General features: G+C 71.4%; 21 protein-coding genes. 16 read left to right on the forward strand and 5 right to left on the reverse strand.

Annotation, left to right across the window (positions count from 1 at the left end; genetic code table 11):
- Positions 1-104: 104 nt before the first annotated feature.
- The 6 genes from OHA65_RS28500 (at position 105) to OHA65_RS28525 (ending at position 6189) form a co-directional block, all read left to right on the forward strand.
- Positions 105-986 carry a LysR family transcriptional regulator gene (locus OHA65_RS28500; RefSeq protein ID WP_328764062.1) on the forward strand — a complete coding sequence of 294 codons (882 nt, stop codon included), beginning with the start codon at positions 105-107 and terminating at the stop codon, positions 984-986.
- Between the two features lie 68 nt (positions 987-1054).
- Positions 1055-2383, forward strand: coding sequence for a cytochrome ubiquinol oxidase subunit I (locus OHA65_RS28505; protein WP_327279038.1), 1329 nt, complete (start codon positions 1055-1057; stop codon positions 2381-2383).
- Positions 2384-2428: 45 nt separating this feature from the next.
- Entirely contained in the window at positions 2429-3412 is a 984-nt protein-coding gene (locus OHA65_RS28510) for a cytochrome d ubiquinol oxidase subunit II (protein ID WP_405762663.1), read from the forward strand.
- An 81-nt stretch (positions 3413-3493) separates the two neighbouring features.
- Positions 3494-4141 carry a maleylpyruvate isomerase family mycothiol-dependent enzyme gene (locus OHA65_RS28515; protein WP_327279040.1) on the forward strand — a complete coding sequence of 216 codons (648 nt, stop codon included), beginning with the start codon at positions 3494-3496 and terminating at the stop codon, positions 4139-4141.
- Between the two features lie 207 nt (positions 4142-4348).
- Complete coding sequence (locus tag OHA65_RS28520) at positions 4349-5950, forward strand: acyl-CoA carboxylase subunit beta (protein ID WP_405762665.1); 1602 nt, start codon at positions 4349-4351, stop codon at positions 5948-5950.
- Positions 5951-5994: 44 nt separating this feature from the next.
- A complete protein-coding gene (locus OHA65_RS28525; protein ID WP_327279042.1) occupies positions 5995-6189 on the forward strand; it encodes an acyl-CoA carboxylase subunit epsilon in 195 nt (64 codons plus the stop codon).
- A gap of 50 nt (positions 6190-6239) precedes the next feature.
- Here the strand turns inward: OHA65_RS28525 and OHA65_RS28530 are convergent, their stop codons facing one another.
- Positions 6240-7082 (reverse strand): helix-turn-helix domain-containing protein, encoded by an 843-nt coding sequence (locus OHA65_RS28530; RefSeq protein WP_327279043.1) that lies wholly within the window; start codon positions 7080-7082, stop codon positions 6240-6242.
- Positions 7083-7616: 534 nt separating this feature from the next.
- On the opposite strand from OHA65_RS28530, the gene OHA65_RS28535 reads away from it, so the two are divergent.
- The 8 genes from OHA65_RS28535 (at position 7617) to OHA65_RS28570 (ending at position 18542) form a co-directional block, all read left to right on the forward strand.
- Positions 7617-8345, forward strand: coding sequence for a 4'-phosphopantetheinyl transferase (locus OHA65_RS28535; protein ID WP_405762666.1), 729 nt, complete (start codon positions 7617-7619; stop codon positions 8343-8345).
- A gap of 293 nt (positions 8346-8638) precedes the next feature.
- Positions 8639-9934, forward strand: coding sequence for a cation:proton antiporter (locus OHA65_RS28540; protein ID WP_329314811.1), 1296 nt, complete (start codon positions 8639-8641; stop codon positions 9932-9934).
- Positions 9921-12782, forward strand: coding sequence for an AAA family ATPase (locus OHA65_RS28545; RefSeq protein WP_371645072.1), 2862 nt, complete (start codon positions 9921-9923; stop codon positions 12780-12782). Before OHA65_RS28540 ends, OHA65_RS28545 begins: the two co-directional genes overlap by 14 nt.
- Positions 12783-12793: 11 nt before the next feature.
- Complete coding sequence (locus OHA65_RS28550) at positions 12794-13111, forward strand: helix-turn-helix transcriptional regulator (protein WP_327279047.1); 318 nt, start codon at positions 12794-12796, stop codon at positions 13109-13111.
- Between the two features lie 2 nt (positions 13112-13113).
- On the forward strand, positions 13114-13791 hold the full coding sequence (locus OHA65_RS28555) for a hypothetical protein (RefSeq protein WP_327279048.1): 678 nt from the start codon (positions 13114-13116) through the stop codon (positions 13789-13791).
- A 231-nt stretch (positions 13792-14022) separates the two neighbouring features.
- Positions 14023-16260 carry an MMPL family transporter gene (locus OHA65_RS28560; protein ID WP_328764070.1) on the forward strand — a complete coding sequence of 746 codons (2238 nt, stop codon included), beginning with the start codon at positions 14023-14025 and terminating at the stop codon, positions 16258-16260.
- 138 nt (positions 16261-16398) lie between these two features.
- Positions 16399-18069 (forward strand): tryptophan 7-halogenase, encoded by a 1671-nt coding sequence (locus OHA65_RS28565; RefSeq protein WP_327279050.1) that lies wholly within the window; start codon positions 16399-16401, stop codon positions 18067-18069.
- Positions 18066-18542, forward strand: coding sequence for an ester cyclase (locus tag OHA65_RS28570; RefSeq protein ID WP_328764072.1), 477 nt, complete (start codon positions 18066-18068; stop codon positions 18540-18542). The genes OHA65_RS28565 and OHA65_RS28570 overlap by 4 nt, the downstream gene beginning before the upstream one ends.
- Here OHA65_RS28570 and OHA65_RS28575 read toward each other — a convergent pair.
- The 3 genes from OHA65_RS28575 to OHA65_RS28585 form a co-directional block, all read right to left on the reverse strand.
- Positions 18523-19155 (reverse strand): response regulator transcription factor, encoded by a 633-nt coding sequence (locus OHA65_RS28575; protein WP_327279052.1) that lies wholly within the window; start codon positions 19153-19155, stop codon positions 18523-18525. The two genes, OHA65_RS28570 and OHA65_RS28575, sit on opposite strands and share 20 nt — an antisense overlap.
- A gap of 204 nt (positions 19156-19359) precedes the next feature.
- A complete protein-coding gene (locus OHA65_RS28580; RefSeq protein ID WP_327279053.1) occupies positions 19360-20430 on the reverse strand; it encodes a methyltransferase in 1071 nt (356 codons plus the stop codon).
- On the reverse strand, positions 20427-21707 hold the full coding sequence (locus tag OHA65_RS28585; protein ID WP_405762669.1) for an acyltransferase family protein: 1281 nt from the start codon (positions 21705-21707) through the stop codon (positions 20427-20429). The genes OHA65_RS28580 and OHA65_RS28585 overlap by 4 nt, the downstream gene beginning before the upstream one ends.
- A gap of 239 nt (positions 21708-21946) precedes the next feature.
- On the opposite strand from OHA65_RS28585, the gene OHA65_RS28590 reads away from it, so the two are divergent.
- Together OHA65_RS28590 and OHA65_RS28595 are read left to right on the forward strand one after the other, a co-directional pair.
- The gene (locus OHA65_RS28590; RefSeq protein ID WP_328764074.1) at positions 21947-22732 is read left to right on the forward strand and encodes an SDR family oxidoreductase; all 786 of its coding nucleotides are present in this window, start codon (positions 21947-21949) and stop codon (positions 22730-22732) included.
- Positions 22733-22737: 5 nt separating this feature from the next.
- On the forward strand, positions 22738-23187 hold the full coding sequence (locus tag OHA65_RS28595) for a nitroreductase/quinone reductase family protein (RefSeq protein ID WP_327279056.1): 450 nt from the start codon (positions 22738-22740) through the stop codon (positions 23185-23187).
- A 137-nt stretch (positions 23188-23324) separates the two neighbouring features.
- Here the strand turns inward: OHA65_RS28595 and OHA65_RS28600 are convergent, their stop codons facing one another.
- The gene (locus tag OHA65_RS28600; protein ID WP_328764075.1) at positions 23325-25031 is read right to left on the reverse strand and encodes a tryptophan 7-halogenase; all 1707 of its coding nucleotides are present in this window, start codon (positions 25029-25031) and stop codon (positions 23325-23327) included.
- Positions 25032-25039: the final 8 nt, after the last annotated feature.

A 25039-nucleotide genomic window follows, 5' to 3' on the forward strand; every position in this document is an offset into this window, starting at 1 on the left:
GCTGACGTTCCCCGCACATGGACTTGAGGGTTCGTGTACATGTCGTTCCCCGGATGTCCCGAATGTGAAGTCTTCGCGGGCCGGCCCCCCGGTACGATCACCATATGGAACTGCGTCAGCTGGAGTACCTCGTGGCGGTGGCCGAAGAGGCCAGCTTTACGAAGGCGGCCGCGCGCGTCTACGTGACCCAGCCCTGCGTGAGTGCGCAGATCAGACGGCTGGAGCGGGAGCTGGGGCAGGACCTGCTCGACCGGGGCGGACGGACGGTCCAACTGACGGGCGTGGGCGCGGCGGTACTGCCGCACGCGCGCGCCGTGCTGGCCGCCCTCGACGGCGTGCGCGACGCGGTGGAGAACGTCTCCGACGTCGTGCACGGACAGGTGGCGCTCGGTTCCGTCGCGTCCTCCCTCTCCCTGCGGCTGCCCGAACTGGTCGCGGACTTCAGCGAGAAGTACCCCGAGGTGGAGATCTCCCTCAGCGAGGGGAGTACGGAACAGCTGGTCGAGGCCGTGCGGGCGGGCCGGGTGGACGTCGCAATCATCGGCATCGGCACCGATCCGCCCGCCGGCCTCGAAACCCTGCTCATCGCCGACGAGTTGTTGGTCGGAGCGGTGGGCCACGACCACCCGCTCGCCGGGCGCACCAGCATCGCCGTCGACGAGGTCGAGGCCCAGGCGCTGATGTGCCTGCCCGGCGGTAGCGCCGTGCGCGCCGCGTCCGACGCGGCCTGGGCGGCGGCCGGCATCAAACCCCGGGTGGCCTTCGAGGCCAGCGACCCCAGGGTGCTGGCCCAACTCGCCGCCCGTGGCATAGGGATGGCCATCCTGCCGGAGCGGTTCGTGCTCTCCCAGCCGGACCAGCTGCACCCCGTCGAGATCACCAGCATGCACCTGCGCGGCGGCCTCGCCCTGGCCTGGCGGTCGAGCGGCCGCATGAGTCCGGCGGCCCGGGCCCTCGTGGCACGGGCGCGCACGCAGCTCGGCTAGCCCGCCGCGCACCGCCCGCCCGCAGGCGGTTGCCGCACCTACCTCCCACCCTCACCGGAAAGGGCCACGTGAACGTAGTTGACCTCGCGCGACTCCAGTTCGCCGTCACCGCGACGCTGCACTTCCTGTTCGTCGCCCTGACCCTCGGACTGGTCACGGTCGTCGCACTGACGCAGACCCGGGCGATCCGCACCGAGGAACTCGCCCTGCGCGCCACCCGCATGCGCCGCGTGCGCTTCTGGGGCGGCCTCTACGTCATCAACTACGCCCTCGGCATCGTCAGCGGACTCACCCAGGAGTTCCAGTTCGGCCTGAACTGGTCCGGCCTCTCCCACGTCATGGGCAACGTCGTCGGCGCCCCGCTGGCCGTCGAGAGCGTCGCCGCGTTCTTCCTCGAATCGACCTTCCTCGGGCTCTGGGCTTTCGGGTTCAACCGGGTGTCGCCCCGCGCCCACCTCGCGCTGATCTGGGGCGTCGCCCTCACCGCGTACGCCTCCACCTTCTGGGTCATGGTGGTCAACGGCTTCATGCAGAAGCCCGTCGGATTCGAGATGCGCGACGGCACCGCACACGTCACCGACTGGGGCGCCCTGCTCACCAACGGGGCGACCTGGTACGCCGTCGTGCACATCGCGGGCGCCGTGGCCCTGCTCGCCGGCCTGCTCATGGCCGCCGTCAGCGCCCACCACGTGCGCCGCGGCCAGGACAGCGACTTCTTCCGCCCGACGCTGGTCCAGGGCTCCGTCCTCGCGGGTTGCGGCGCCGTCGTCACCGCGATCGCGGGCTCCGTGCACCTGGGGGCGCTCAAGGACTACCAGCCCGAGAAGTACGCCGTGCTGATGGGCCAGAGCGGCGCCGAACTCGACGCGGTGCGCGCCGCCGCGACGGCCCGGTACGGCAACGGTGACTGGCTGCCGCCCGCGTGGGTGGGCGGGGCGTCCGTGCTCATGCTCGTCCTCGGCGTCCTCCTGGCCCTGCTGGCCTGGATCCCGGCCACGGCCGCCCGCGGCGGAGCGACGGGCGAGACGCTCGCCCGCCGGCGTTTGCGGCTGCGGCTGCCGTCGGTCCTGCTGCCCCTCGGCTTCCTGGCCCTGATCTGCGGCTGGCTCAGCCGCGAGGTCGGCCGGCAGCCGTGGATGGTCACCGGCGAACTCACCGTCCGCGACGCCGTCGCCGACGTCTCCCGCGGGGGGATGCTCGCCTCGTTCGTCGTCTTCACGCTCGTGCTCACCACGCTGGCCGTCGTCGACTGGGTGCTCATGGCCCGCTTCGCGCGGCTCGGACCGGACGCGGGACTGCTCGGCGACACGGGCCTCTTCCCGGACGCCGAAGAGCGCAGGGTGTTGCGGGAGGGCGACCGGGGGACGCCCGAGGCGGACGTCCGCCCCTCCTACTGACCCCCCCCATGACCGTACGTACGCCGAGCTGACGGGTAATCAACCGTGGATGTCTTTTGGTACGCCCTGGTCGGGCTCCTCCTCGCCGGCTACCTGGCTCTGGAAAGCATCGACTTCGGCGTCGGGATGCTGATGCCGTTCGCCGACACGGAGAGCGGCCGCGCACGCATGCGGCGCACCATCGTCCCCCTCTTCCTCGCGAACGAGGTGTGGTTGGTCGCCTTCGGCGGTCTCCTCTTCGGAGCCCTGCCCGTGGCGGAGGGGGAACTGCTGCACGCGCTGCGGCTGCCCTTCCTCGGCGTGCTGTGCGCGTGGTTCCTGCGCGACGCCGCACTGTGGTTCCAAACGGCGCACGACGGCGCCGGCTGGCGGCGGACCTGGGGCATCGTGCTGGCGGCCGCCAGCCTGGTCCTCGCGGCCGGCTGGGGCGCCGTCCTCGGCATGCTGGTCCGGGGCCTGTCCACCGGGTCCCACGGGCACGCCGAGGCCGCAGCGGCCGACCTGACCCACCCCTTCACGCTGCTCTGCGCGGCCCTGGCCGTCACCGGCAGCCTGCGCCAGGGCTCGCTCTTCGCCGCCCGCAGCCTGCCGGAAGGCGGCTCGCTGCGGGTGACGTTCGGCCGACTGACCCGGGTGCTGACCCCGATCCTGCTCGTGCTGCCCCTGCTCGTCGCCGCCTTCGGCGCACTGGTCACCGACGCACCCGTGGCGGCGGCCACCACCGCGGTCCTCGCCGCCGCCGGCGTGTACGCCTCCGACCGCGTCCAGGCGACCGGCCGCACCGGCGTGGCGCTGCTGCTGGGCGCCGCGCCGCTGGTGGCCCTGCCCGCCCTCGTCGGCGCGGTGAACGGCACCACGGTGCTGGCCACCCGCGCGGGCGGGGGCGGCCTGGAGCTGTCCGGGGCGATCGCCGACTCCGCCTCCCTCACGCTGATGACCGCGACCGTGCTCCCGGCCCTGGTCCTGGTGGCCTTGGGCCAGCTGTGGTTCTGGCGGGTTTTCGCGGGCGCCGGAAATCGGCGACGGTGAACGGTGGTCATGGCGACTCGTATGGGCACCTATAACGTATCTTTCTTGGACCCTCCGTAAACCGACCGGTAAGGTGAGTTCATGGGTAACGTGTCACACGCGCATCCGGAATCCGTAGTCCGCGCGGCGATAGCGGCCGAACGCCGAGAACTCGCGGACGTATTCGACGACCTGCCCGCAGCGAAATGGGACGAACCTTCCCTGTGCGCCGACTGGCGGGTCCGAGAAGTCGTCGCCCACATGTCGCTGGGGTTCCGGTACTCCATTCCCCGCGTGGCCAAAGAGATCGTCAAGGCGCGCGGCAGCCTGAACCGCATGACCGACCGCTGCGCGCGCAAGGACGCGGCCGAGTTCTCCACCAGTGAGCTCACGGCCTTCCTCCGGGACAACGCCACCCATCCCTGGAAGCCGCCGGTCGGCGGTATCGTCGCGGCGCTCGGCCACGACGTCGTCCACGGCCTCGACATCACGGTCCCCATCGGCGTCGACCGCGCGGTCCCCGAGGACCGGCTCCGCATCCTGCTGGACGCCGTAGACCCCAAGTCCTTCAAGTTCTTCGGCGCCCAGCTCGACGGCGTCCAGCTGCGCGCCGACGACCTCGACTGGACCTTCGGCAGCGGATCGCCGGTCACCGGCGCCGCGCAGGACCTCCTGCTCCTCACCTTCGGGCGCAAGCTGCCCAAGGGTCGGATCCACGGGCCGGAAGCGGACCGCTTCACCCTGACCTGATCGACGCGCGACCTCCCCGAGGGCCGCCCGGCCACCAGCCGGGCGGCCCTCTTGCATGCCTGCCCCCGGCCTGCCCGGAATAGGGGGACGGCCATTAAGCCCCGCTAAATCGCCTGGGTCGTGAACAGGGGTTTTTCCGCCCGTACGCGGCGTGTAGCGTGAGGAATGCAATGAGCGCGCCGGGTGCGTGCGACTAGGGGGGTCTCGATGAGTACGGGAATAGCGGTTGGAATTCCGGATATCGCGGAGTTCCCCGGATCCGGAACCCGCGGGCGTGTGGCCGAATTGCATTCCCTGCGTGAGCGGGCGGTCGAAGGGCCGAGCGAGAAGGCAACGGAGCGGCAGCATGCCAAGGGCAAGCTGACGGCTCGTGAGCGGATTGCGCTGTTGCTCGACGAGGGGTCGTTCCGTGAGGTGGAGCAGTTGCGCCGTCACCGGGCGACGGGCTTTGGCCTGGAGGGCAAGAAGCCGTACACCGATGGTGTGATCACTGGGTGGGGGACGGTCGAGGGTCGGACGGTCTTCGTCTACGCGCATGATTTCCGGATCTTCGGCGGTGCGCTGGGTGAGGCTCATGCCACGAAGATCCACAAGATCATGGACATGGCGATTGCGGCCGGTGCTCCGTTGGTCTCTCTCAACGACGGTGCGGGCGCTCGTATCCAGGAGGGTGTGTCCGCGCTCGCCGGGTATGGGGGCATCTTCCAGCGCAACACCAAGGCGTCGGGTGTGATCCCGCAGATCTCGGTGATGTTGGGCCCGTGTGCGGGTGGTGCGGCGTACTCGCCGGCGTTGACGGACTTCGTGTTCATGGTCCGTGAGACCTCGCAGATGTTCATCACCGGGCCGGACGTCGTGCGTGCGGTGACCGGTGAGGAGATCTCTCAGAACGGGCTCGGTGGTGCGGATGTGCACGCGGAGACCTCTGGTGTCGCGCACTTCGCGTATGACGACGAGGAGACCTGCATCTCAGAGGTGCGTTACCTGATCTCGATGCTGCCTTCCAACAACCGGGAGAACCCTCCGGTCCATGAGACCTCCGACCCTGCCGATCGGCGCTCGGACGTCTTGTTGGATCTGGTTCCGGCGGACGGTAACCGCCCGTACGACATGCTCAAGGTGATCGAGGAGCTCGTCGACGAGGGTGACGTCCTGGAGATCCACGAGCGGTGGGCCCGCAACATCATCTGTGCGCTGGCCCGGCTCGATGGTCAGGTCGTCGGCATCGTTGCGAACCAGCCCGGTCATCTGGCCGGTGTCCTGGACATCGAGGCCTCGGAGAAGGCTGCGCGTTTCGTGCAGATGTGCGATGCCTTCAACATTCCGATCATCACGTTGCTGGACGTCCCCGGGTTCTTGCCGGGTGTCGACCAGGAGCACGGCGGCATCATCCGCCACGGCGCGAAGCTGCTGTACGCGTACTGCAACGCGACCGTTCCGCGGATCAGCCTGATCCTGCGGAAGGCGTATGGCGGCGCGTACATCGTCATGGACTCGCAGTCCATCGGCGCGGACATCACGTACGCGTGGCCGACCAACGAGATCGCGGTGATGGGTGCCGAGGGCGCCGCCAACGTGATCTTCCGCAAGCAGATCGCCGAGGCCGAGGACCCCGAGGCGATGCGTGCGCGGATGGTCAAGGAGTACAAGGCCGAGCTGATGCACCCGTACTACGCGGCCGAGCGCGGCCTCGTCGACGACGTCATCGACCCGGCGGAAACCCGCGAAACCCTGATCAGCGCCCTGGCGATGCTGCGCAGCAAGCACGCCGACCTGCCGTCCCGCAAGCACGGCAACCCGCCGCTGTAGAGCGCCGGTTCAACGCAACGAGAGACGAGAGGAGCGATCCGTCCGTGAGTACGACCGTTGTCGAGGGCGTCCTGCGCGTCGAGAAGGGCCACGCCGGACCCGAAGAGGTCGCGGCCATCACCGCGGTGCTGCTCGCCTGTGCGGCGGCCCGGGCCGGCGACGCCGACCCGGGCGAGCAGCCCCACAAAGCCGGCTGGCGCAGCAGGGGTTTCCGGGCTCCGCACAGCTGGCGGGGCTGAACCGGGCCGTGGTGCGGGCTGGTTCAGCCCGCGCCACGGCCCGGCGAGCCTCACACGCCGACGAGCCGCCGGTCGGCCGCCGTACGCTGGCGCGGGGTGCGGTACCCGGCCCCGGGGCCGCCGTACGGGCCGGCCGGGCGGGCGGTTTCCGCGGTGTGCGGCCGGGCGGGACGCGAGCCGAAGCCGGGGAGGGCGAGCAGCACAGGCGGCCGGGTCCAGTCCTCCTGTTGCAGGACCACGTCGACGCGGGTGCGCTCGTCGGCGCCGATGTCCACGGGGCCCACCGTTCCCACGAGCAGCGGGGAGTCCCCCCACTGATCGCCCGAGGTTCGGGCGCCGAGCGTCACCGCGTGCAGGTACCAGGTGCCCGGCGGCACGTCCGCCACCTGGAAGGGCCCGCTCCCGTCGAGCTTCGTCCAGGCCGCGGGCTGCCCCTGGAGGATCGGGCTGTCGAACAGGCCGATGTACAGGGGCGATCGCGAGCTTCCCAGCACGCGGGCCGTCCCCGCCACGGATCCGAGCGGCCCGCGCTCCACGGCGAAGGGCGTGATGTGGGGATCCTCGCCCGTGCCGCCCCGGCCGATCCGCCGGTACTGGGTGGGGGAGAGGCCGACCGAGGCCGTGAAACGCCGCGAGAAGGTGCTGGCGCTGCCGTACCCCACCCGCGCCGAGACATCGGCAACATTCGAGGAACTGTGCACCAGGAGGGATTTGGCCTCGTGCAGGCGGACGGCGCTCAGGAAGCGGCCGGGTGTCACACCGGTGGTGCGCTGGAATACCCTGATGAAATAGAATTTGCTCATCATTACCGACCGGGCCAAATCATCGAGTACGAGCGGCTCGTGGTAATTCTCGCGAATGGTCGTGATGGCGCGGCGAGCATAATGCTCCATGAATTCCGCACTCCTTGGATCTGAATCGACGACGGTAAGGAATGGGTGGGCAGCCGCCAGTGAGCCGATAGCGTCCCGCAGAGACGTGAAACGGCATCACGAAAGCGCACCCGTATGAGGGCGGAGCGATGCTCGCCGCGGGTGCTACTCAGGGCAGAGAGGTACCGCACGAGTGTGCTGCGCACCTGCTCACAGGGCTGACGGCCCGTACGATCAGCCGGCTCGGAGGCGCTGTCGGCGCTCTTCCGAAGCAGTCGGCTGTTGAGGAAACTGGTTGATTAACCAGGAAATGTGGGGCGAATCATCTCGCCCTGTCGTACGGCTCACCGCGCCGAAGTCGGTCTTGCATGCGACTGTGTTCATCCTTGGACACGTGGCAACCCCCGTTGCAATCTGTCACGACGGGTTTGAGCCTCGCACACGAGCCGCCAGGAGGCAACTGATTAGCCCCCCCCGGGCAGATGTGTAGGTTCTGTCATGTTGTTGAAATTTCATTTGCGCGCGAGAGCGTGAGAGCGCGCGGACGGGAACCCTGTGATCGAGGAACTGCTGCCGTCCGTGGCGGCCGCCGCCGCCACGGCGGGGGACCTGCCGGACGCCGACCTCCATCCGGAGGAGCTGGCTCTCGTGCGCCGCATGGTGCCCTCGCGGCGGCAGGAGTTCGCCACCGGCAGGCACTGCGCCCGGCAGGCGCTCGGCCTGCTCGGTGTCCCGCCGGGCCCCATCGCCAGGACGGAGGGGGGCGCCCCGCGCTGGCCCGATGGCACGGTGGGGAGCATGACGCACTGCGCCGGGTACCGCGCGGCGGCCGTCGCCCGGCGCCGGGACCTCCTGGCGCTCGGCATCGACGCCGAACCGCACGCGGCGCTCCCCGGCGACGTACGGCAGGCCATCACCCTCGGTAGTGAACGGGTCGCCCTCGCCGACCTGGCCGCGGCCCATCCGCGGATCCACTGGGACCGCCTGCTGTTCAGTGCCAAGGAGTCGGTCTACAAGGCGTGGCACCCCTTGACCGGGCGGTGGCTGGACTTCACCGATGCGGTGCTCGCCTTCGATCCGGTGCACAACACCTTCACGGCGCGGTTGCTGGTCACGCCGTGCACGCCCGCGGAACGACGCTTCCCCCTTGAGTTCAGCGGCCGTTGGGCGGTCCGCGCGGGCCTCGCCCTCACCGCCGTGGCCATCCCCGCCCCCACCGCCGGCGGAGGAGCCCGCCCGGTCACGGGCGATGCGAACCGGCCAGATGAGCAATCTGGGCGATGACACGGGTGCGACCCGTACGGCAGGCTGGGGAGGCCGATCAGGGGACCCGCGACCTCCCCGGGACACGCCGCGCCGCTGCCGAAAGGGGCTGCGGCGCGAACGGCCCGCCGCCGACTGCGCCTTCCCCCGAACCGGGGATGCCGATGCAGGGCCGCGCGGCCTCGTGTGCGCCCTTGCGACGTGGTCGCGCTGCATGTCGAACACCACCCCACCGCCGCCGCGCCCACTGCGCGGGGCGGCGCTCGGCCTTCGCCTTCCCACCGACGCCGGCCAACCCGAGGACCGTATCGATCATGACCAGTCACCAAGTGCAGTTGCTGTTCCTGGATTTCGGGCTGATTCTGCTGCTCGCCCGAGGACTGGGCGCCCTGGCCGCCCGCATCGGCCAACCGCCCGTGGTCGGCGAGATCTTGGCCGGCGTCCTCCTGGGACCCACGCTCCTCGGCGGCCTGCTCGCCGACCGCCTCTTCCCCGCCGACGTACGGCCGCTGCTGGGCGCGCTGGCGAACATCGGCGTCGCCGTGTTCATGTTCGTCGTCGGACTGGAACTCGAACACCGCTTCCTGCGGGGCCGGGTCAGGATCACCGTCGGCGCGGCCGTGGGCTCGACCCTGGTGCCGTTCGCCCTCGGCATCCCGCTCGCCTTCTTCTTGCTGCGCCACCACCCGACCGAGCAGCGTGCGGCCTTCGTGGTGTTCACCGGCCTGTCCGTGTCCGTGACCGCGTTCCCCGTCCTCGCCCGCATCCTGGTCAGCCGCGGCATGTCCCGGCTGGCGATCGGCGGCCTCGCGCTCGCCGTCGCCGCCGTCGTCGACGTCGTCGCCTGGTCGGCGCTGGCCGGCGTGCAGGCGGTCGTCGGCGGCGCCGGGGACTACTGGCAGGTCGCCCTGCTCATCCCGTTCGCGCTGGTCCTGGTGGCCGTACGCCCCCTGCTGATGCGGGTCCTCACGTACGGCGGTCCCGGCAGCACCCTCACGCCGACCGGGTTGGCCATCGTGATGGTCGGCATCTTCCTGTCCGGCGTGGCGACCGAGATGATGGGGATGCACTACATCTTCGGCGCCTTCCTCTTCGGTGCGCTGATGCCCCGCGAGGGCACGGACGCGCTGCGCGAGGAGATCCGCGAGCGCACCGGCGAGATCACCTCGTTGCTGCTGCCCGTCTACTTCGTGGTCGCGGGCCTCAAGGTCGACCTGCGCGGCGTGGGGCTCGAAGGGCTCACCGAGCTCGCAGCCATCCTGCTCGTCGCCATCGGCGGCAAGTTCGGCGGCACGTACCTGGGCGCCCGGTCGCAGGGCCTCACGTCCGAGGACTCGGGCACCCTGGCGGCGCTGATGAACACCCGCGGCCTGACCGAGCTGGTCATCCTCGGCGTCGGGCTGCAACTCGGCTTGCTCGACGGCACGTTGTACTCCCTGATGGTCGTCATGGCCCTGGTGACCACCGCCATGACCGGGCCGCTGCTGAACCTGATCCGTGCCAGGAGCGCCCGGCGGGGGCTGGCCGCCGTACCCGACCTCAGCGCAGTCGGCGACGGGGCCGAGAACGGCGTGGCCGGCGCCGGACGAGGCAGCCGTGCCGCTGGCTGAACGGGCCCGCCAACTCGCCGAACTGACCGCCGTGCTCGACGACGCCGCCCGGGGCCGGGGCGGCGTCGCCGTCGTCAGCGGCGGCGTCGGCTGCGGGCGCACCGAACTCCTCGACGCAGTGCGTTCGGTGGCCGTCCGGGCCGGGGGCGCCGTCCTGTGGGCCGGCGGCTCCCGGCCGGAGCGGGAGGCGCAGGGCGGCGTGATCGGTCAGCTGCTGCGGTACGCCGACCTCCCCGAAGGCCGCTGCGACGCCCTGGTCCTGGAGCCTGCGCGGGTACTCGACCCGGGCGCCGGCGGCTCCCTCCGGTGGCCGCCAGACCGGGCGACCGGCGCGGCCCTGCACGACCTGACCGCGGGGTTGCTGCGGATCGCCGTGCAGACGCCGGTCCTGCTCTGCGTCGACGACATCGACCTCGCCGACCCCCTCTCCCTGCACTGGATCAGCCGGCTCGTGCCGCACCTGCGGGCGGCGCGCATCGCCCTGGTGGCCACCGAGTGCGCCACCACGCGGCCGGCCCACCCGCAGCTGCAGGCCGAACTGCGCCGCCACCCCCGCTATCGGCGGGTCGTACTCGAAGGCCTCTCCCCGGGCGGCGTGGCCACCGTGCTGGCCGGCTCCCTCGGCGGTGCGGCGGCCCGGGGGCTGGCCGCGGACCACCACCGCATCACCGCCGGCAATCCCCTGCTCCTTCAGGCGCTCGTGACGGACCGGGACCGTGTCGCCGCCACGCGGGAAGGCGCCCCCGCGGTCGGGCCCGTCGTCGCCGACGCCTACGCGGACGCGGTGCTGAGCCTCCTCCACCGCGGCGGACCCGCCGCCCTGGCCCTCGCTCAGGTCCTCGCCGTGCTCGACGAGGCGGACACGGTCCCCGGCCTCGCGGCCCGGCTCCTCGAAGAGCAGCCCGCCGCCGTCGCCGAGCGGTGCCGGGACCTGGCGGCGGCCGGACTCCTCGACGGCGCGCGGCTACGGCATCCCGTGGGCCGCACGGCGGTCCTGCGGAGCCTGTCGGCACCCGCCCGCCGGGCGCTGCACCGCCGTGCGGCCGAGCTGCTCCACGGGGAGGGGGCCGACGCCCCGAGGATCGCCCCGCACCTGCTCGCGGCCGCACCCGTCGAGGAGCCCTGGGCCCCGGCCGTACTGAAGGAGGCCGCGCGGCGCCATCTGGAGGCCGACCGGCTCCAGGAGGCGCGGGACTGCCTCGGCGCCGCCGTGGCGGTGAGCCGCGAGGACGGCGAACGCGCGCTCCTACAGGCCCAGTTGGCCGCGACCGCCCGGCTGCTCGACCCCGCGCTCGGCACCCGGCACGTCGCGGAGCTCGCGGCGGCGCTGCGCGACGGCCTGCTGCCCGGCCGCCACGCCCTGTCCCTGGCACGGCACTTGTTGTGGCACGGCCGGTTCGACGAGGCGGCCCTGGCCGTCGAGCGGGCGGGGGAGCAGGCGGCGGGCACGTACGCGGATCCGGCGGCCGGCGCCGAGGTCCGGGCCACCCGCACCCTCATGGCGGCGATCCACCCACCGGTGCTGGTGCCGGCCGCCGGCACCGGTGGCGATCCCAGGATCCGGGCGGCGGCGGCCCTGTCCGAGGTGCTCGCCCGCGGCCCCGGCGCACCGGCCGTCGCCGCTGCGCAGGACGCGCTCCGGGGCATGCGGCTGGGGCGGAACACCTCGGAGTGGATCGTGTGCGCCGTGACGGCCCTGCTGTACGCCGAGCAGACCGGGGCCGCCGACCGTTGGTGCCGGCACTGGCTGACCGAGGCCCGTACCCGCAAGGTCCCCCTGTGGGAGGCGGAGTTCTCCTCCCTGCTGGCCGGCGTCCGGCGCCGCCAGGGCGATCCCGTCGCGGCGCGCGGCCTCGCCGAGGCGGCTCTGGCGCAGGTGCCGGTGGAGAGCTGGGGGGTGACCCTGGGCCGGCCGCTGGCCCATCTCGTCGAGGCCGCCACGGACCTCGGCGACCATCTGGCCGCCGCGGAGCACCTCGCCGTACCCGTGCCGGACGCGATGTTCGAGACCCGCTTCGGGTTGCACGTCCTGCACGCCCGCGGCCGCCACCTCCTGGAGACCGGACGGGCCGACGAGGCCCTCGACGACTTCACGGCCTGCGCGGACCTCATGCGCCGCTGGGGATGCGATCAACCGGCCCTCGCGCCCTGGCGGACCGGGGCGGCCCTCGCCCACCTGGCCTGGGGCGACACGACCACCGCCCGTGCCCTCGCCCGGGAGCAGCTCGCCCTGGCGGGACCACTGCCCACCCGGACCCGCGGGCTCACCCTGCGGGTCCTCGCGGACACCGAGTACGGCGCCGAACGGATCGCCCTGCTCACCGGGGCCGTCGCCGTCCTGCGCACCGCCGGCGACCCCCTCCAGACCGCCGGCGCCCTGGCCGACCTCGCCCGCGACCACCTCCGGGCGGGCCGTACCGGCCGCGCCCGGACGGGCCTCGCCACGGCTGCCCGGCTCGCCGGTCGGTGCGGGGCGCGCCCGCTGGCGGCCGCCCTCGCGGCGGAGGCCGAAACGCTGGCGCCGCCCGGGCGGCGGCCCTGCGGCGAACGGGCGGACGGGGCCGCCGTCGTCGGCACGCTCAGCGCCGCGGAGGGGCGGGTGGCTTCCCTCGCGGCGGACGGGCACACGAACAAGGAGATCGCGCAGCGCCTGCGCATCACGGTCAGCACGGTGGAGCAGCACCTCACCCGTGTCTTCCGCAAACTCGGGGTCCGGGCCCGCCGGGACCTCCCGTCGGCGATCGCCCCGGACGCCGCACAGCAGGTGGCCGCCCCACCCGGCGCCGCCGCCCCCGGCGGGCGCGGGCGTGCCGAAACAGCCGTGTCCGGCTCCGGTCCTGATGTGTAGTGTGGGTAAGCGTGAAGGCGGAGAATCTGAGGGGCAACCTGGAAGGCATGCTGCTGTCGGTGCTGGAACCCGGCGCGCAGCACGGCTACGCCGTGATCGAGGAACTCAAGCGGCGCAGCGGCGATACCATCAACCTCCCCACCGGGACGGTCTATCCGGCACTGCACCGGCTGGAGGCCGCGGGCCTGGTCGGCAGCGAGTGGGGCATCCACAACGGCCGCCGCCGCCGCAACTACTTCCTCACCACGGCCGGACGCCGGGCGTTGGCCGACAAGCGGACGGCATGGCAGGAGATCTCCTCCGTCATCTCCGTCGTGCTGGGCGGGTAGGCGTGACGCAGGCGGCCGTACTGCAGCGCTACACCGACCACGTCGCGGAGCACCTGGTCGGACCGGACTCGCGCCGCTCGGCCATCCTCGACGAGGTACTGGACGGCCTCCAGTGCGTGGTGGAGTGCAACCTGGACGACGGGGCCGACGACGAGGAGGCGGCGCACCGCGCCGTCCGGGAGTGGGGACCGGCGCCCGAGGTCGCCCGCGCCTACAACGACGCGACCCTGCGCATCAGTGCGAACCGGCTGTCCGTACAGGCGATGTGCGCCCTGCCGCTGCTCGCCGCGACCTGGGCGTCCGCCCTGCTCGGGGGCCCGGCCGGACCGTGGCCGTACCATCCGCCGCTGCTGCTGACGGGGCTGTCGATCGTAGCCTTCGGCTGCGTGCTGTCCCTGGCGGGTGCGTTCTCCGGGCTCCGCAAGGGCACCGGCTTCGCCGCGGCGGCCGACCGGCGCGACCAGATGGTCACCACCGGGACGCTCGCGGCCCTCATCGGGCTGCTCTCCGTACTCGGAGCGCTGGCCCTGCTCCTGCTCAACCGGGGCCTGAGCCATCCGGAATCCTTGGACTGGCCCATGGTCACCATTCCGGCGACGCTGACCCTGTTGGCCGGCGCGTACTTCGGGACGGCGCTGAAGCGCTTCCTGTCCGTCCTGCGCGGGGCGGATTCCCCGTAGTACCAGCCCGCTACCGGTAGTTGTGAGGAGAGCCCCTGGTGGCCGGTCCCTGATCAGGGACCGGCCACCAGGGGCTCTCCGGCTTTGCGGAACCTATCGCTCCATGTCAACTGCCCTCGTGTGGTGCAGGTTTGGAGTTGCGTCACTTCGCTCGCCGGGCTAGCTTGTCCTCCGACATACGTAGCGTGGCTACACAGTAGCGTCCCTACAGGAGGGGTTACCTTGGAGCGCATGACTCGATGGGTGCTCTCCCATCGGCTGCCCGTCGTATTGGTCTGGGTGGTGCTCACCCTGGCCGGAGGGGCCCTTTCGGGCAGCACGATCGACAAGCTCTCGTACGAGTCCCGGCTCCCTGACAAGCCGTCACAGGCCGCGAACGACGCGCTGGCACAGCGCTTCTCGCAGACCGGCGGCAAGAACGCTCCGCTGCTGCTCGTGGTGACCGTGCCCCAGGGCGCGAGCGTCGACGACGACGGCGTGCGCAAGCAGTGGGGCGACCTGATCGCCAAGGTCACCCCGAAGGGCGGCCGCAGCGTCTCCTACGCGGGCCCCGGAGGCGAGTCCCTGGTCTCGAAGGACAAGCGCACCACGGTCGCGCTGGTCTACCCGCCGGCCAACCGCTCCAACGTGCCGTACGCCCAGTCCCTCCCGGGCGTCCAGGCGGCGGTCGAGCACGCGAAGATCGCCGGCGCCCCCGTCGAGCTGACCGGCCAGCCGGTGCTCTCCGGCCGCGACAGCGGAGCCACGCGCAGCCCGATCTACGAGACCCTGATCGGCGCCCTCGGCGCCCTGGTCGTCCTGAGCCTGGTCTTCGCCAGCGGTCTGGCCATCGTGCCCCTGCTGATGGCCGCGGTCGCCATCCCCACCACGTTCCTGCTGGTGCGCGGCATCACCGGCATCACCGACGTCTCCTTCATCGTGCAGTTCCTGGTGGCGCTCATCGGCCTGGGCATCGCGATCGACTACGCGCTCCTCATCGTCACCCGCTGGCGCGAGGAACGGCAGAAGCCCGGATCCGACGGCGCCGACCTCGCATCGCGCCGCGAGGCAGTCGTACGGGCCGTCGCCAGCGCCGGGCACGCGGTCGCGCTCAGCGGCGCCACGGTGGCGATCTCCCTCGCCGCGCTCGTGGTCCTGCCGGTGCCCTTCCTGCGCAGCGTCGGATATGCGGGCCTGCTGATCCCGCTGGTCAGCGTCGCGATCGCGGTCACCCTGCTGCCCATCATGCTGTACGCCTGGGGCGACAAGCTCGACCGGCCGCGCCGGGCCCACCGCCCGGACAGCAAGCTGTGGGGCCGGATCGCCGGACTCACCACCCGCCGTCCCGCGCTGTGCGCCGTGCTCAGCGGAGCGGTGCTGCTGGCCCTGGCCGCGCCCGTACTCGCCCTGCGCCTGGGGCAGCCGGCCACCGTGACGCTGGCCCAGGGCGGCAAGCCCGCCGCCGCGTTCCAGCGGATCGTCGACGCGGGCTTCGGCGAGGGCATCGCCCGCCCCCTTGAGGTCATCGTCGACGAGGGCGGCACCGACGCCCTGCACGGCAAGCTCGCCGGCCTCGAAGGCGTCGCCGGCTCCGCCGCTCCGGCGGACTGGGCGCGCGGCGGACAGCGCATCGTCGACGTGTGGACCCAGGCCGATCCGTCCAGCAGCGCCGGCCGGGACACGGTCACCAAGGTCATGGACCTCGCCCAGGACACCCCCGGCGCCCTCGCCGGCGGCGGCCCCGCCACGGACGTGGACTTCATCGACGCGGTCTACGGGTCCCTCGGGCTCATCCTGATCCTCGTCGCCCTGCTCACCTTCGTGGTGCTCGCCCGTACCCTGCGCTCGGTCGTCCTGCCCATCAAGGCGCTGATCCTCAACGCGCTGTCCACCTGTGCGGCCTACGGTGTGGTCGTCCTCGTCTGGCAGAAGGGCTACGGCAGCGAGGCGTTGTTCAACACCCCGGCGATCGGGGCGGTGACCATCTGGATCCCCATGGCGGTCTTCGCCTTCCTCTTCGGACTGTCCATGGACTACGAGGTGTTCATCCTCCACCGCATCCGTGAGACGCACCTGGAGCTCACCGCCAAGGGCGAGCACGACACCGTGGTCCCGTCCGTCGTGACCGGCATCAGCCGCACCGGCCGGCTCGTCACCTCCGCGGCGCTCATCCTCTTCCTGGCTTTCACCGCACTGGCCAGCATTCCGATCACCGACGTGAAGGTGTTCGCCACCGCCCTGGCGGCGGGCATCGTCATCGACGCCACCGTGGTCCGGGGCCTCCTCACCCCGGCGCTGGTCACCCTCCTCGGGCGGTCCAACTGGTGGTTCCCGCGCTCCTTGGGCCGGCTGCTCGTCACCACCCCCGGACGAGTCCCCGGACCGAGGACCCGCCCCGCCGACGACGACGCGGCAGGGCACGAGGGGCAGGCGGCGGAGCTGTCCGCCGCAACCCCCGCCTCGCAGGCCGGCCCGCAGAGCCGCGCCTGACGGTGTGTAGGCCACCGCGCTCCGGCGCGGTGGCTTACACGCGCTTTCTCACGCCTTCATCGGCGTACGCAAGGGTGGTCGGGCGGGCGCCGACGGCAATACGGCGCCCCCGACGAACGAGTGCGAAGGGAACCGACAGTGTCCACACAGAGGCCCAGCCACGACGTGGTGATCCTGGGATCGGGAATCGCCGGATCCACCCTCGGCGCAGTACTGGCCCGCAGCGGGGCCAAGGTGCTCATCGCGGACGCGGGCACCCACCCCCGCTTCGCAGTGGGGGAGTCCATGATTCCCCAGCTCGTCGCCTGGCTCCAGGTGCTCGCCGAACGCTACGACGTGCCCGAGTTCGAGGCCCTCACCGACGCGACCACCATCAACGAGAAGGTGAGCAACACCTTCGGCCGCAAGCAGCACTTCGGATTCATGCTGCACCGACCGGGCCAGGAGCCCGACCCGGACGAGGCGCACCAGTTCGTCATCCCCGACGCGCTGACCTCCGCGAGCCACCTCTTCCGTCAGGACAGCGACGCCTACCTGCTGCGCGTCGCCGTCCAGCACGGCTGCGACACGCGCCAGCAGTGGCGGGCCGAGAAGATCGACGTCGATGACGACGGCGTCACCGTGACCGGCGCCGACGGGCACGTGGTCCGAGCCCGCTACCTGGTGGACGCGAGCGGCTTCCGCTCCCCGCTGGCCGACCACCTCGGCCTGCGCGAGCAGCCGGCCCGGTTCAAGCACCACTCCCGGTCCCTGTTCACGCACATGATCGGGGTCAAGCCGTTCGACGACGTGCTGGACGTGCCCGAGCAGAGCCGGCCGCCGGTGCCCTGGCACAACGGCACCATGCACCACCTCTTCGACCGGGGCTGGTTCTGGATCATCCCGTTCGACAACCACGAACTCTCCCGCAACCCGCTGTGCAGCGTCGGCGTCACGCTCGACCCGCGCCTGTACCCCAAGCCGGAGGACATCAGCGCCGAGGAGGAGTTCGCGCAGCTGCTGAGCCGGTTCCCGGCGGTGGAGCGGCAGTTCGACGGGGCGAAGAAGGTCCGCGAGTGGGTGTCCACGGGCCGCCTGCAGTACTCCTCGAACAAGACCGTGGGCGAGCGGTGGTGCCTGATGTCGCACGCCGCCGGCTTCCTGGACCCGCTCTACTCGCGCGGCATGTCCAACACGTTCGAGATCATCCACGCCCTCGCCCCACGGCTCCTCGCCGCGCTCGCGGACGACGACTTCTCCGAGGAGCGCTTCCGCCACGTCGAGGAGCTCGAACAGGGCCTGCTCGACTACAACGACACCCTCGTCAACTGCTCCTTCATCGCCTTCTCGCACTTCCGTCTCTGGAACGCGGTGTTCCGCATCTGGGGCAGCGGCAACACCCCCGGCACCCTGCGGATCAACAACGCGCTGCGCAGGTTCCGCGCCGACCGCGACGCGAGCGTCTTCGACGCCCTGGAGAAGGTGCCCCACACCGGCCTCTGGTGGCCCGACAACGATGACTTCAAGGCCCTGCTCGATGGTACGGCGAAGGCCTGCGCGCAGTACGAGGCCAAGGAGATCGACGGAGACCGGGCGGCGGACATCGTCCTGGACCTCATCGAGAAGTCCGAGGCGGTGCACCCGGGGTTCGGCTGGAAGGACGTCGACCAGCGGTTCATCCACCCGGACCGCGACCAGATCGCGGACTTCCTGCAGTGGGCCGCGCAGTCGCCGGTTCCGGCGCTGAGCACCGTCGGCCGCGAGAGCCTCGATGCCCTGCGCGCAGCGGGCGCCGCACCGGCTCCCCTCTCCGTGGAGGGAGGCCGGTGACGGGCGTGGCACAGGGCGGACGGCCGAGCGTGCAGGAAGCCAACAAGGCCCTCGCGCGCCGCTGGTTCGACGAGGGTTGGAGCCGCGGGGAGCTGGAGGTCGCCGACCAGATCTTCGCCCCGGAGTTCCTGCTCGGCAACCGACCGGTCGGCCCCGAGGGCCCCAAGGAGAGCGTGCGGCAGCGGCGTGCCGCCTTCGCCGGGCTCACCGTCGAGGTGGGGCTGCAGGTGGCCGAGGGCCCGTGGGTGGCGAGCTGGTACACGACGCGGGGTACCCACGTGGGGGAGTTCGCCGGCGTGGCGCCCACCGGACGTGCGATCGCCTCGGAAGGGATCCAGCTGTGGCGCGTGGAGAACGGGCGCGTCGTCGAGGACCGGAACGTGTTCGACGTGGCGCGGGTCCTGGCCCAGCTGCGGGCGCCGGAGGGGAAGACCCCGGGGCCGGCCCCCTTCGCTACAGGCCCGCGTGGATGATGTTGTTCTCGTAGGCGAAGATCACGGCGTGCACGCGGTTGCGCAGGCAGAGCTTCTCCATCACCCGCTGGATGTGGGACTTCACGGTGCTCTGACTCAGTGTCAGCTCCGCGGAGATCTCCGCGTTGCTGTAGCCGCGGGTCACGAGGTGGAAGACCTCGACCTCCCGCTCCGTCAGCATCTGTAGGGGGGAGTCCCCCGGCTCCTCCCGGGCCCGGGGAATGAGCAGGGAGCGACCCGTGGCCATGATGCGGACCGCGGCGGCGAGCTCCTCGGAACTGGTCCCGCTGGACAGCACGCCCTTCACTCCGGCCTGTAGGACCTGGTCCACCGCGGCGTCCACGTCGTCGACCAGTACGAGCGCGTTGGCCGAGGCCAGCGGCGACCGGGCCCTGGACAGTGCGTGCACGATGTCCAGGGCCCGGCCGGCGTCCTGGTGCGTGTTGACCACGACCACGTCGGGACGCAGTTCCTGGTACAGCGCGGCAGCGGTCTCGCAGTCCTGGGCGGCGCCGACCACCCTCAGATCGGGGCAGCCGTCGAGAATGGTGTGCTGCCCCGTCAGTGAGATGGGGTGTGAGTCGATCACTAGGACGCTGATGTGTGCCGTCACTGTCTTGCATCTCCCCCGAGATCAAGTGTTGCGCAATGGCCGGCCAGAATAACCTGGTCGAGTGGGTCGGATACCGCGCCGAGCCGGGCGTTTCGCCGCGACATGAGACGCCGAGAACCCTGGCGTTACTGGCGGTAGACCGCGGTGTGCGGAACACCCGCCCCCGGACCGGCCACCGGTCCCGGAGCGGGTGTTCACCGTTGTTCAGTTCTTGCGGCCGATCACGGCCGTCGTCAGGGCGGGCAGCCGCACGACGCGCTCGACCGCGAAGCCCGCGTCCGTCATCCACGCGCCGCACTCGGTCGGCGAGAAGCCGCTCGCCTGCGCGGACTGCAGCATCATGATGAGGCTGAGCATGAGACCGTCCGGATCCCGCCGCTCGTCGTCGAGCATCGTGTCGTACACGATCAACCAGCCGCCGTCGTGGACCGCATCGTACGCCTTGCGCAGCAGGGTGGCACGCTGCTCCGCGGGCCAGTCGTGCAGGACGCTGCCGAGGATCACGACGTCCGCGCGCGGCAGCTCGACCTGGAAGAAGTCGGCGCCGACGTAGCGCAGCCGCTCCGCCACTCCGCGCTCGGCCACGAGGCGGTCGAAGTGCTCCGCCATGGACGGCCGGTCCAATACGGTGCCGGTCAGCCCGGGATGGGCGGCGGCGAGGTGCGCCGCCAGGTTGCCGCGGGCTCCGCCGACGTCGCTGAACGTCGCCACCCGCGACCAGTCGAAGACCCGGGCGAGCTCCTGCCCGACGGCCCCGCTGAAGCTGTCCATGGCGGACAGGAACTGCCGCAGCCGGACCGGGTCGTGGAAGATCTTCGTGAACGGGACCTCGCCGCCGGCTCCCTGGTTGCGGGCCGTGCCGCCCCGCAACAGCCCGGTGAAGGACTCCGGGTCGCTCCCCATGAGTTCGGTGGTCATCCGCAGGAAGCCGCCCACGAACCCCTCGCGGTCCGGCAGCAGGTGGCGCAGCGTGCCGGGGCTGTTGCGGTAGTGGCCGTCCTCCCGTACGAGCAGCCCGATGGCGGCCAGTGCGTCGAGGAAGTCCCGGGCGCCGCGCGGGTGCAGGCCCGCGCGGTCGGCCAGCTCCGCGGCCCCGAGCGAGTCGTCGCCCAGCGCCGCGAAGACCCCGAGGTCCATCGCCGCGGTCAGGAGCTTGCTCCGGAAGAAGGACCACCCGGTGAACATGACGTCGAAGGGGTCTTCCAGCGGGCGCTCCCCGGTCCGGCGGGGCTGCGGGGAGAGGAGCCCGTCCGTGACGGTTTCCGGTGTCGTCATGCCTGTCGAACCTCATTCGTCGATGCGGTGCCGCTTTCCGCGCGGGACTCCCCGCGGGCACCCGTACCCAGGGCCTGAGTCGAAACGTGTCCATCGCGCCGGCCGATTCGGGACCGCAGCCACCGCTCGACGGGACGCTCGAAGAGCTGGTACATGAGCGCGCAGGCCATAATGCTGATGACAAGAGCGAGGGCCGCCCAGCCCGCATTTGACCAGCTCGCCTCGGCGGGGCGCATGTAATATTCCATGATGCTCTTCCGGTCGAATACCGCAGAGGAAATCTCGAAGAGCACGGTGAAGTGCAAGAGGTAGAACGCGTACGACCATTCGCCGAGCGCCACCATCGGCTTCGCCTGCAGCCACGAGGTCCGTCCCGAGAGGTCCCGCTGGGCCACGGCGACCACCACGAGTGCGTACAGCGGGGCGGTGACCTGGGGCAGCGCGTCGTAGATGCCGACCAGGCGCCAGGTCTCGAACCGCAGCACCCACAGGACGAAGAAGCCGGCGGCGAGCAGGGCGGTGGCCGAGGCGGCGCTGAGCGGAAGGCGCCAGCCCTTGCGCACGGCGGTCGCCGCGACCACGCCGAGCAGGAACTCCCAGACCCGTGCGATCGGGGAGTACGTGCCGAAGATCATGCCGTCCACACCGGTGAACGCCGGGGGCAGCTTGGGCGGGTAGGCATCCCACAGGTACGCCTTGATGCCCCAGCCCACCAGCACCAGAACCACGGCTGCGCCGCCGAGCCAGCGCAGCGAGCGGCGCGCCGTGAACCTCGCGACGAACGGGAAGACCGCGTAGAAGAACGCCTCGCAGGCCAGTGACCAGGTCACCGGGTTCGTGCTGCCCAGGATGTAGTCGGGCACCCACGCCTGGTACATCAGGATCGCGGAGAGTGCCATCAGCTTCAGGGAGTCGCCCTGGCCCGGCTGCGCGTCGGGCAGCTGAAGGAACAGCGGGACCAGCACGGCCACCAGCAGCATCGGCCAGACGCGGGCGAACCGGCGGCCGTAGAACGGGCCCACCCGGTCACCGGCCAGGTGCGTCCAGGTGAGGACGAAGCCGGACAGGACGAAGAAGAACGTCACGCCGGAGGAGCCCAGGGTCAGCACCGGCTTCGCGTCGGGCAGCGGCAGCAGGGTGCCGACGTGCGAGAGGAAGACGGCGAGGGCCGCGATGCAGCGCAGGCCGGTGAGGGAGTGCAGTCGGTCGGCCGGACCGGCGCCGGGTGCGAGGGGTGTCAGGGACGGTGATTCCCGCTTTAGCGCGGACGGACTCATGGAAACGACACCAGCCATTTCGACGGAGGACGGGGACGGAGTGCGGGCGGCGGACATGAGAAGTCCAGCCAATCGTGCTGCAGCATTTCAACACCGGCCGATGAACCCTCGCTTAAGCCGGAATAAATCGGCCCCGCAGGGGTTGGTGGAGCATTCCGTTCGCTGGCCCATTACCAGAGGCTGGGGCTAATGTGTCGGCACGTATCAAGTCGAATTGTCGAAGAGATTTGAGGAATGTCATGCGGCGATTTCCGTACGCCTCGGCCATGGTGACCGGGGCGTCGAGTGGGATCGGCGAGGGGTTCGCCAGGCTCCTGGCCCAGGAGGGCGTCGATCTCGTCCTCGTCGCGAGGCGGGCCGAGCTGCTGAAGCAGCTCGCGGACGAGTTGGAGTCCGCCCACGGCGTGACCGTGGAGGTGCTCGCGCTCGACCTCACCGACGAGAGCCAGCTCGCGGTCGCCGAGCAGCGGCTCACCGATCCCGAGCGGGCCGTGGAGCTCCTGGTCAACAACGCCGGGTCGAGCGGCTCCGGTTACTTCGCCGAGCTGCCCGCGGAGCGCGAGCTGCACACGGCGGTGCTCAACGCGATCGTCCCGCTGCGGCTGTCCCGCGCCTGCCTGCCGGGCATGATCGCCCGCCGCGCCGGCGGCATCGTGAACGTCTCCTCGCTCGTCGCCGTCCTGCCCAAGCCGCGCTCCGCGACGTACGCCGCCTCCAAGGCCTTCCTGTCGTCGCTCGGCGAGAGCCTGGCCATGGAGGTCGCCCGGCACGGCGTCCACGTGACCACCGTGCACACGGGCCTGACCCGCTCCGGGTTCCACACCGCGGCCGGGGTGTCGGCCGACGCGCTGCCCAACATAAAGTGGCTGACGGCCGAGCAGGTGGCCCGGGCCGGCCTCGACGCGGTGGCGGCCGGCGAGGCGTCCACGGTGCCGGGTCTCGCCTACCGCATCAGGCTTCCCCTCATGCGGGCCATGCCGCGGTCCGTGGTCCGGGCCATCACACGACGCGTCCACGAAAGGTGACCGGCATGAGCACACACCGCCCCCTCCCTCCCCAGCACAGGATCCGCAACAACGTCGTCATCCTCTTCCACCGGCTCGGGCTGCCCTTCGGGCCCATGCACCTGCTGACGGTCCCCGGGCGCACCAGCGGCCTGCCCCGCACCAATCCGGTCGCCCCGGTGGTCGTCGACGGCACCCGCTACATCCTCCAGGCGTACCCGCAGTCCGACTGGGTCAAGAACGCCCGCGCCGCAGGGCGCGGGGTGCTGACCCGCGGCCGGCGGGCCCAGCGGGTGGACCTCGTCGAGCTGCCCGTCGCGGAGCGGGGCCGCATCCTGCGGGAGTTCCCCGGCCAGGTCCCGCGCGGCGTCGACGCGTTCGTACGCAACGGGCTGGTCGAGTCGGCCTCCCCGGAGCACTTCGAGGCGGCCGCGGACCGCTGCCCCGTCTTCCGCGCCGTCCCCAGCACGTCCTAAAGGCGCGGCCCGCGGCGCACCCGCGGGCCGCACCCCGGTACCCGGTTCGGGACGGCGCGGCAGCAACACGACAGGAGCGGGCGGCCCCACACTCTCGTGGGAGCCGCCCGCTCCTGTCGTGTTGCACGCGCCCCGCGTCAGTGGGGCAGCGCCTTCTCGACATCCGGCTCGGCCGGCACCGGCACGCCGTGCACGTCGACGCCGGTGGTCAGGTAGCGCAGCTCGTCGGGGCCGTCCTGGCGCAGCCACGTCGCCATGCGCCGCAGGTCGTCGCGCATCGGGAAGACGAAGCGGCAGTCGGCATCGCGGATGCCGAGGTGCTCCAGCACGACCGGGGAACCGGCCACCGTCTTCATCAGCTCGGCGCCCGCGTCGGCAGCGGTGCGCTCCCCCCGGTCGACCGCCTCGCAGATCCGCACCATGTCGTCGAACAGGGCCTTGTAGCCCGCGGACCCGGGGACGGGCAGGCCCGGGTAGGCCGCTTCCTCCATCGCGCGGAGCACGCCGTCGTCACCCGAGTCCATGAAGCGCTCGGTGAACCGGTCGAAGCGCAGGTTGATCGGCACCTCGGCCGCGCACCAGATGCGGTAGACGGCGTTCCACAGGGAGTGGTCCTGGAACGAGACGAACGAGCAGTTGACGAGCTCGTCGTTGTAGCGGATCAGCCCCTGCTGGAGCTCGTCGACGTACCGGAAGCGCTCCTCGTCGAAGTCGTCCTCGGCGAGCGCGTCGAGCAGCCGCCACGCCAGCGAGTTGACCACTTCACCGGTGTTGGTGAGGCCGCGCGAGTACAGCGGGTCGATGAAGCCGGCCGCGTGCGACATCAGGCACCAGCGGTGCCCCACCGTCTTCGTCGAGGTGTACTGGATCCGGTCGGCCGACACCCACGGCCGTACCGTACGGGCGTCCGCGAACAGCCGCTCCACCGCCGGGAAGCGTGCCGCGAAGCTGCGGAACTCCTCCTCCGGGGTGATGTCGTGGTTCTTCGGGTACATCCGCTCGTCGAGCGTGAGCCCGACGCTGACCAAGGGGTTCTTCGAGCCCGGGTAGTTGTTGAAGGGGATCGACCAGAACCAACCGCGGTCGAAGAGGTGGTGCATCGTGCCCTCGACCCAGGGGATCGGCGGCGCGTCCTCGGGCCCCACGCGCAGGCATTCGTCGGTCGGACGGACGCCCAGCATGTGGGTGAACATGGAGCGGGAGTGGTGCTTGAGGGCCTCCGGCCCCTTGCGCAGCCCCAGTTCCTTGGCGATCGGGGACCGGAACCCGCTGGCGTCCACCAGGTAGCGGCCCTCGTACCGCTCGCCGCCCTTGCCGACCACGGCGACGTGGTCCTCGGCCAGCTCCACGTCCTCGACGTGGAAGGCCTGCCGGACGTCGCAGCCGTAGCGGATGGCCGCGTGGAAGAGGTACGCGTCGGTGTCCTGGCGGAACAGGTGACCGGTCTGCAACGCCTTGGACGGCGGGCTGAACTGCAGGAACTCGGCCGGGTCGGGCTCCTTGCCCTCCTCGTGCCGGATGAAGCCGAAGTGCCGCTTGGTGCCGGACGTCGGCGCGATGTCGTCGCGGATGCCGTCGGAGGAGGTCAGGGACTCCAGCTCGGGGATGCCGTAGCGGCGGGCGAGCAGCCGGAAGACCTTCAGGGTGTAGAGCGTCGTCGACTCGCCGACGGCGAACCGGGGGTGGGTGCCGCCGTCGAGGAGGAGGACGGAGACGCCCTGCTTGGCGAGGATGGCGCCCAGGGTCGACCCGGCGATGCCGGAACCCAGAATGATCACGTCATGGCGACGGGGCGGTGCGGCGAGCCGCAGGCCGGCGCGGTTGCCGGCGGGCTGTGCGGGCATGGTGTCCT

Source organism: Streptomyces sp. NBC_00045, from assembly GCF_045041095.1.
Classification (GTDB): domain Bacteria; phylum Actinomycetota; class Actinomycetes; order Streptomycetales; family Streptomycetaceae; genus Streptomyces.